7 protein-coding genes and 2 pseudogenes are annotated in these 7,943 nt (G+C 58.9%); 2 read left to right on the forward strand and 7 right to left on the reverse strand.

Annotated features, from left to right (window positions below; translation table 11 throughout):
• Positions 1-281: FAD-dependent oxidoreductase (locus AC0L24_RS33560; protein WP_473565040.1), on the reverse strand; the 281-nt coding region annotated here is incomplete at its 3' end.
• A gap of 718 nt (positions 282-999) precedes the next feature.
• Here AC0L24_RS33560 and AC0L24_RS33565 point away from each other — a divergent pair.
• Positions 1,000-1,664, forward strand: a pseudogene (locus AC0L24_RS33565) (AAA-type ATPase lid domain-containing protein); the annotation flags it as partial.
• A gap of 73 nt (positions 1,665-1,737) precedes the next feature.
• Here the strand turns inward: AC0L24_RS33565 and AC0L24_RS33570 are convergent.
• On the reverse strand, positions 1,738-2,265 hold the full coding sequence (locus AC0L24_RS33570) for a hypothetical protein (RefSeq protein ID WP_473565041.1): 528 nt from the start codon (positions 2,263-2,265) through the stop codon (positions 1,738-1,740).
• 613 nt (positions 2,266-2,878) lie between these two features.
• Between AC0L24_RS33570 and AC0L24_RS33575 the strand changes: the two are divergent.
• A pseudogene (locus AC0L24_RS33575) lies at positions 2,879-3,261 on the forward strand (aspartate 1-decarboxylase); the annotation flags it as partial.
• On the opposite strand, the gene AC0L24_RS33580 reads toward AC0L24_RS33575, so the two are convergent.
• From AC0L24_RS33580 to AC0L24_RS33600, 5 genes are all read right to left on the reverse strand, one after another.
• On the reverse strand, positions 3,218-3,403 hold the full coding sequence (locus AC0L24_RS33580; protein ID WP_473565042.1) for a hypothetical protein: 186 nt from the start codon (positions 3,401-3,403) through the stop codon (positions 3,218-3,220). The pseudogene AC0L24_RS33575 and the gene AC0L24_RS33580 sit on opposite strands and share 44 nt — an antisense overlap.
• A gap of 315 nt (positions 3,404-3,718) precedes the next feature.
• The gene (locus AC0L24_RS33585; RefSeq protein ID WP_473565043.1) at positions 3,719-4,309 is read right to left on the reverse strand and encodes a NodA family N-acyltransferase; all 591 of its coding nucleotides are present in this window, start codon (positions 4,307-4,309) and stop codon (positions 3,719-3,721) included.
• Between the two features lie 441 nt (positions 4,310-4,750).
• The gene (gene fabG / locus AC0L24_RS33590; RefSeq protein ID WP_473565044.1) at positions 4,751-5,488 is read right to left on the reverse strand and encodes a 3-oxoacyl-[acyl-carrier-protein] reductase; all 738 of its coding nucleotides are present in this window, start codon (positions 5,486-5,488) and stop codon (positions 4,751-4,753) included.
• A gap of 313 nt (positions 5,489-5,801) precedes the next feature.
• Positions 5,802-7,010 (reverse strand): beta-ketoacyl-[acyl-carrier-protein] synthase family protein, encoded by a 1,209-nt coding sequence (locus AC0L24_RS33595; RefSeq protein WP_473565045.1) that lies wholly within the window; start codon positions 7,008-7,010, stop codon positions 5,802-5,804.
• Positions 7,011-7,286: an acyl carrier protein gene (locus AC0L24_RS33600; protein WP_473565046.1), complete on the reverse strand. Its 276-nt coding sequence runs from the start codon at positions 7,284-7,286 to the stop codon at positions 7,011-7,013.
• Positions 7,287-7,943 lie beyond the last annotated feature (657 nt).

The following is a 7,943-nucleotide window of genomic DNA, read 5'->3' on the forward strand; positions in this document are numbered from 1 at the left end:
AGGATGAGGTAGCCGCCTTCGCGAAAGCCGATATCGGCGTCGGCGCCGAACTCTTCCTTCAGCCGCCGGAACAGCTTCAGCGTGAACTGCGACAGGCGGATGTTTTCCGGGATAGAGAATTGCTGACGGATCGAGGCCATCGACAGCGTCGTTGCCGCATGCGCGAATTGCGGGTCGCGCTCGACCAGCACGATCGGACCCGAGAATCCCTCTTCGCGCAGATAGTAGGCGATCGCAGAGCCGACGATGGCTCCTCCGATAATAAGGATGTCGTAACGCACGTTTTGTCGCCTTTCCGGTAAACGCCCGTGTCGATCACACAGCCGTCAGCATGATGTCGAAGCGCGTTGCCGCGGCCGGGCGCGGCCTTAGCGAGTTGAAACCTGTTATGGGATTCCCTGTCAGCGAGCCCTAATGCAGCTGCCGGTCCTGCTTCACGGAGCAAGTCGTCAGCTCTGTCCGTCTTCTCCTAGGTGAACTCAGGCTCATTACGCCGAAGTGTCCTGCCGCCGTCTTGCGGTAGGGATCAACCATCTTGATGATGCCCTTCAGTCGGAGATCGAAAATATGAGGCACTGATGCCCCGCGCGCTGCTCGAGATCCTGCCCTCGTCCTTCATTGACGCCCTAGCTTATGTCCGGCGACGGCTCGGTGAGAGCCAGACTACGGCGCAACTTCGACCGGGCCAATGTCGAGAATCGTATCGCGGGCGACTTGGCTGTAATCAATCTGCGCATGAGTGGTAACCTCGTCCTGCTGGCTTGCCATTTGGCGCTCTTCGCAAATGCTGTTCGGCGACGGATATGCCGCCCACTGAACGTGAAAGTCGCGGTGAGCGTACCATTGACAGCGATTTGCGGTCGCGAAGGTTCCATGAATTTCTTTGAAGGATCTGTTGCAAACAAGAACGCAACGAGATTGGCGGGTCGAGTGCGGCGCCGAATTCGATAGCAAATCCGGCGCCGATCGCGCTTCAAGCGATGAGTTCGCCAATTTCCCAAGACGATTAAGGTCGACGTCCGCCTGATTGCCGCCACGAACAGGAACCTGGAAGACGCTGTTGCAAGGAACGAGCTACGCGCCGACTTTTATTATTGCATCAGCGTTGTTCCCTTGCTGGTGCCGCCATTGCGTGAACGGCGCAGTGATATTCCGCTCCTTGCCGCTTCGATTTCAAGAATTTCAACAGCGAAAAACGGCCCTACGATGGTGTTCGATGGGAGTGCGACTGAAGTGCTGATTAACTGTGCTTTTCCCGGAAACGTCCCCGAGTTTGAAAATTGCGTGCATCGGACGGGGATCCTGGCAGCCGGGAGCGTCAATCGTCAGAAGCGACTATGATTGCTCACACGGCCGATGCCTTTCCGCCATGCTATGGAAGCACGCATCGAAGGAGACTGCGCCGAAATCGGAGCCGATCGCACGATCGCCGCTGAACCCATGCAATCGTCTGGTGCTTTTGCTTCGGCCGCCGTGCGGCCCCGCCTGTTGACGGCGAGCAGGCACTGCCGGCGCCTGCTCGGATAGGCCTCGTAAGCGACAGGAACATGACCGATCGCGAGCGTCTCATCGCGGCGATGGAAAGATCCGGCTGGGTAAAGGCAAAGGAAGCGCGCCTGCTGAGACTGACGCCGCGCCAGATTGGCTACGCGCTGAGGAAATAGGGTGTCGAGATCAAGTGTGTCTGAACCGGGCTGTCGGACTTTCGATAAGGTCGGGGCGCGACATAGCGACAAACTAGTTTAATGAGGACTTGCCTGTGCAAAACCACTTCGCCGGGTAGCCGGACAGTGCGCTGGCGTTGTCGAAGGAGTTCGTGCCAAAATCCTCCCTGTAGTATCCCACCGTATGAAAGATGAAGGCATCACGTTCGATATCGACGAGAGCGATAATGTGCGGCTTCCACCCTAACCTCGGATCGAAGCCGCTCGTCGGATGCTGGAAACGTGAGTCAACGCCCGCGCTCAGATAATCCTTGCTGCCTCCATCGAGGACGTGTTCGCCGAATCCGCAGAGCTTGTCATTGTCCTCCCCAAAAACATGCGGTTTGTGACGGTTTCCGTCACCGGAGAGTTCGTCCCATGCCTTACCGCCATAGGATTGGTGATCGCCCTCGCGGGCCAAAGATTGATAGTCGCCCCGACAAGCGTCGATTCTGTCGCTGCCATGACGACCCAAGCTCACATCGTGCCGCTCGTCGTCGATTGCTTCGGGAACTGGTTGACCCCTAAGAAGCTGTTTCAGCTGCAGGATAAACTTTCTCATCGCAATCTCCCGATGCCCCCACGACGAAGCGCCTTGTATACCGCTCGTCGAATCGTGGCGGTAATCGTTTGCCGTTGTGAATACATTTAGGGGATGGATGTTTTCACGTGCTCTCGATGAGGGCTGCTTTTGCGCTAATTCAACCTCCCTCAATGGAAGCAGTCGGTGCGGCTCAGCCGCAGCGCCTTGAGCGTCTCGCTTCGCGGGTCCAGCGAAGCTCGTGTGCATCGACGAGACGGCCTCTCATGCGACGCTGAATGACGGCGAGCTCGCGGGCAACAGCAACTCGGGCTGGAGCCATGCCTCGCGGTTTGGCGACGTTCATGCCCCACGCTCTGAGGCCCGACCATTTTCTTGTTAAGCACGAGCAGCCAATAAGCCGCGTTTGTAGAGAGCCGTGCTGGCCAGTTGGTACTGCATCGGCTACAAGCTGCCAGTCCTGCGCGCGGCAGCTCAGCTGCTTGAAGGCGCCAGCCTCGCTGACCGCAAGAGCATTGCGCCAAATGCGCTCGGCATCCTCGCCCTGCCCTGCAAAGGGCCAAGGAACGGCAGAGCCCTAGGCAAGTCCAATTATGTCAACGCGGACCTGATCGCACTCTTCGTTGCCATGACCGCAGCCGGAATCCTGCCGAACGAATTCGTGGAGATATGGAACAAGAATTCCGGCGCCCGGATTTCACCCTATGTCACCCTCGGCGATGGCGGTTCACGATGCTGCATCCATAGCCGAAGCTGCGGCTCGCACCTGTCAGCCCGACGGCCCGATTATTATCTGCAAGGAAGCCGCGGATCGTCGCCTTCGATCGGGATAATCACCTACGCGACCGCCTGAGTTACTCCGTCGATCTTGACACAGACGGCCGCCCAAGCAGCATTGAATTGGCCTTCGGCAAAGTGTTTCCCGCCAGCGCCAGCGCTCACCAGCGCTCGAACGCTCGATCCGGTCACAGTGTCAGCGTTCGTCGATCGGTGGCTTGGCAGCAAGGCCGAGCCTAGCTCGTTGGCCATCGGCGAAATTCTCGGCGGGAGACTGTGTCTTGAACCGGAGAGCGGTCAGTTTGCCGTCCTCGATAATATGAACGAACCATCCCTCACCGCAACGCTTGACGCGCACGTCATTAGGTTCGCCAGCCACCATTGCTGCCCCCTCATTTCGTTGCACAGAGTGAGACTGGAAGTCGTTCCCGTGTGTCGGAAAAACACGGGATCTTACGTCACGTCAGGCACGGATTTTGCGAAGCCGGTGCTTGGTCGATTTCCAGCGATTCATGTCCGGAACGTCCGTGCGCGGAACTCGCGCTCGGATCGATTTAGATGCGCAGATTTTTGTATTTCAAATTCGGCTTCATCATCCACAGCAAACGAGCATAGGAACGCGTATTAAGTCCGAGTAGCTCTGCAAAAGCCCGCTGCTCAGGTGCCTCAGCGCCATCACGCGGCACTCCGAGATGTTTTATAGCTCCGGACCGTTCCTAACGATCAGGGTGCCGGTTGGCCACTCGCTCATCGAGTGTCCAATCGGCACAACTACGACCAGCACGTCCTCGTCTCGCGTGGGCGGCAGGTCGAGATACACATCTGCGAGAGTGGACCGCACGCGAACGCCCGACACAATCGCCGCCAGGCCGTCTCTGCAGAACCTCTCCATATGGTTCCGCATCGCGTGCCGAACGGTGCCGAAAGCGAATGGAACTCCAAGCTGCCGCAATATTGGATATAAAACGCGCATTGAATGACCGATCCCTTGTCCCTCAAGATCCGCACGCACCCCGTACAACCCCAGGTCAGCCACCAGGAGCTCGACCTCGTCAACCTTGATGAACCGGCGTAGTATGCCGATATGAGCCGCTACGCCGTGCGCGTCGTAGCTGATTGCGCGGAGCTCCGGCCTCGCACCGGCCCAGCTACGGCCGCCTTCGAATGGCTCTGAGTTGAAGGCCCCAGTCCGTCCGTAGGTCTTTCGGAAAAACTCGGAGAGTTCGACATGGTCGGCCTGTTGCAAGTCACTTTCCCAGCACAACCTCCACCGCACGTCAGAGCACATGGAAAGACCTCATCTTTGTTGCTGTTTTGTTGGGAAGCGCCTGGCAGAGGGACGCTTGTCGCATCGAGCTGGCTCGATGTAGCTTGCGCAGGTCACCGAAGAACTAGCCACAACGAACACGCGTCTCCGCTGCGTTCCGAGTACACCGGAAGGCGTACACCGGAAAAATACTGCTCGTAACCAATACAAACATCGACAGTTACCTTTGGCTTACATATTTGAGGTCTTGCTATGCAACATTCTGCGGGATTGGCAAAATCGTTTGTTTCGATGAATGCATTCCACGCGATGGATGAGAAAGGAATGCGTTTCAAAGAGTTTGTCCTAAATCTCCGCCCAAGGCGGCCTGATCACGAGGCTTCGACCCGGCCAGTTAACCGACCCGCTCGGCCCAGACCACTATCTGGGTGGGAACCTTCGGGGCCTACTGAACTTTTCACGCTAAATCATTGCCATACCACCGTTCACATGAACGGTCTGGCCGGTAATGTAGGCGGCCTCGTTCGAAGCCAGGTAGACCACAGCCGAGGCGACTTCCACGCCGGTGCCCATGCGCCTGGTCGGAATGGTGGCCATGATCGCTTCTTTCTGCTTGTCGTTCAGCTTGTCGGTCATAGCGGATTCGATAAAGCCCGGCGCCACGCAGTTCACTGTCACGCCGCGTGTTGCGATCTCATGCGCCAGCGATTTGGACACGCCGATCATGCCAGCCTTTGAGGCGCAATAGTTCGCCTGGCCGGGATTGCCGGTCACGCCGGACACGGAGGTGATGTTGATGATGCGGCCGTTGCGGCGGCGCATCATCGAATGGGTCAGTTCGCGTGTGAGCCGGAACATGGCGGTCAGGTTGACCTCGAGGACCGCGTCCCAGTCGTCGTCCGACATGCGGATAAAAAGCCCGTCCTTGGTGATGCCGGCATTGTTGACCAGTATGTCGACGCCTTCGAGATCGGCTTCCGCCTTTGCGCCCAGCGCCTTGACCTCGTCGCGGTTCGAGAGGTTCGCCGGAAACAGTTTTGTGCGCCCGCCAAGCTCGGCAGCCAACGCATCGAGCTTTTCGACACGCGTGCCGTGCAGGCCGACGGTCGCGCCGTGCGCGTGCAGCGCCCGTGCTACGGCCTCGCCGATTCCACCGCTTGCTCCGGTGACGAGCGCCTTGCGGCCGGTCAGATCGAACATTGTTATCGATTTCCCTTTCTAAGGACTGGCTTCGCATGGAAGCGGCCATTGGCGGCCCTGCGTGCCTCCAGACAGTGTCGGGTAAAAGCTTTGGACAAACCTCGAGCCGAACTGAAGGACCTCGCTTAACCTTCCGGGTAGCGGTAGGTCCGCCGCTTCAACAGTTGAGAATTTTGCAAAAACGAGGTCCGGTTCGTCGACCTTCCGCCGCCACTTGGCGCATTCACGAGGCGGTCCAAGGGACGTCCTTCACAACCGTGATCCGGCAAGGATTGGATGTGAGAGATAGAGTTACTTGCATCTCGCATGGCTTTTACACCTGCTTGAACGCCAGAACTGCGTTCATGCCGCCCATGGCGAAGGCGTTGCTCAGTGCCACGCGCACCTTGCGTTCGCGCGCCATATTGGGCGTGACGTCGAGATCGCAATCGGGGTCTGGCTCGCGATAATTGGCGGTCGGCGGCACGATGCCCTCCTGGATCGCCATCACGCAGGCGATCATTTCAAGTGCGCTCGCTGCGCCGAGGCAATGCGCGTGCATGGACTTGGTGGACGAGACAGACATCGAATGGGCATAGTCTCCAAAGACGCGCTTGATCGCCGCCGTCTCGGTTCGGTCGTTGGCCTTGGTGCCGGTGCCGTGGGCGTTGAGGTAATCGACGTCCTCGGCATTCAGCCCGGCGTCGGCAAGGCAAGCGCGCATCGCGGCCTCCGGCCCCTCGATGGACGGCGCGACGATGTGGAAGGCATCGCCGGAAAGGCCGATGCCTGCAATCTCGGCAAGCATTGTGGCACCGCGCGCCGCGGCATGCTCATAGCTTTCCAGCACGGCCATGCCCGCACCCTCACCTATCACCACTCCCTTCCTGTCGGCGGAGAAGGGCCGGCAAGTATCCGGAGCGAGGGCGCGCATTGCCTCCCATGCCTTCAGCTGAACGCATACGAGTGGCGCTTCGGCGCCTCCAGCAAGCATCACGTCGGCTCGGCCGAGCCTGATCTGATCCGCCGCCGAAGCGATCGCATGGTTGGCTGATGCGCATGCAGACGCGATGGCAAAGACCGGGCCGCGCAGGCCGAGGCTCATGCTGACCTGGCTGGCAGCGGCGCTCGGCAATCCCTTTGGTGCAGCGTAGAGGCCAGTACGCTTCGCGCCGTCCAAATAGAGGGCGCGGTAGGTTTCTTCGACCGTTCCCCAGCCCCAACCGCAGACGCCTACTGTCGCGCCGAAGCGATACGGATTTCCCTCGTCGCAGGAAAGTCCGGCGTGTTGCATCGCTTCGCGCGCTGCAAGCACAGCGAGCAGGCTGAGGCGGTCCATGGAGACGAGCTGGGTGCGGCCGATGTCGTGCTTCGGCAGCTCCTTTATCTCGGTGCCGACAGTGCCCTTCATCTCATGAAGCTCGGAAGTTACCATCGGGCGGATGGCGGAGCGGCCTTCGCGCATCTCTTTCCAGATAGAGGCGGCGTTGTTGCCCAGGCCGCAAAGCCCGCCCATCCCAGTAATGACGACTCGCCTATCCAATCAGACCTCCTTCGCGAGCAAACCGCGAACGGCTTCCACCATGTCGCCGACATTGTTGAGGTTCGACCAGGCGTCGGCCGAGTTCATGTCGATCTTGATGTCATAGGCCTGCTCCACATCCCAGAGGAGATCCGCCAAACCCAGGGAATCGACTCCGAGCGAGGCTAGTTCGGTGGCAGTCGTTATTTCGCCGATATTGGACACGCTCTCGCCGCTTTCCGATTCGAGGCGGTTCTTGATCGTGGCAATGATTTCCGTTGCGAGTTGATCAGCCATTCTGTTTTTTTCCATAATGATGCCTTTTGACGTGGGCGCGGCGCCAGGCCTTTGCCGGTCACGTCGCGACGTCACACGACAAGGGTTCGGGCGATCGGGGCGTGTGAGGTGCTTCCAATGCGAGATTCCGAAAGATTGATAAAATCGTTTGTTTCGATAAGACGCATCCGCCTTGTGGATAGAAATACATTCCGATGAACCGGCAAGCCCTCGTCATAAATCCCGCATGCCCCCTCCCAGGCAAAAGCTCGGCACGTCTCGGGGCGAGTAGATGCTCAGCGCCCGACTTGCTCTCTACGGCGCGACGAACCGCGCCGGCGGTCGCGGAAGGCACAAAAGTTAACCATCCGCAGGGTGGATTCATCCTGTGGGTCGAGCTCCGAACACCGTCGATTCGCTGAACTCTTTCAGGGTTGCATCGCCCGGAATATCGCGATCGCCCACCCTGTTGTCTTGACTAGCGCCGCGCCACGGTTTATCTCACCGCCACGTTAGCACTCGCCTTTGCTGAGTGCTAACTGCAGGTCCGCACAGCCGGGCTTTGTACGTGTCCGGCGCCGCCGGATGGTGTTTTCACCACTCTCATCGAGGAAGAAAAAATGGCAAAGTCGAAGTTCCGCCCGCTTCATGACCGCGTGGTCGTTCGCCGGGTCGAAT

This window comes from Mesorhizobium sp. WSM4809 (assembly GCF_055811655.1).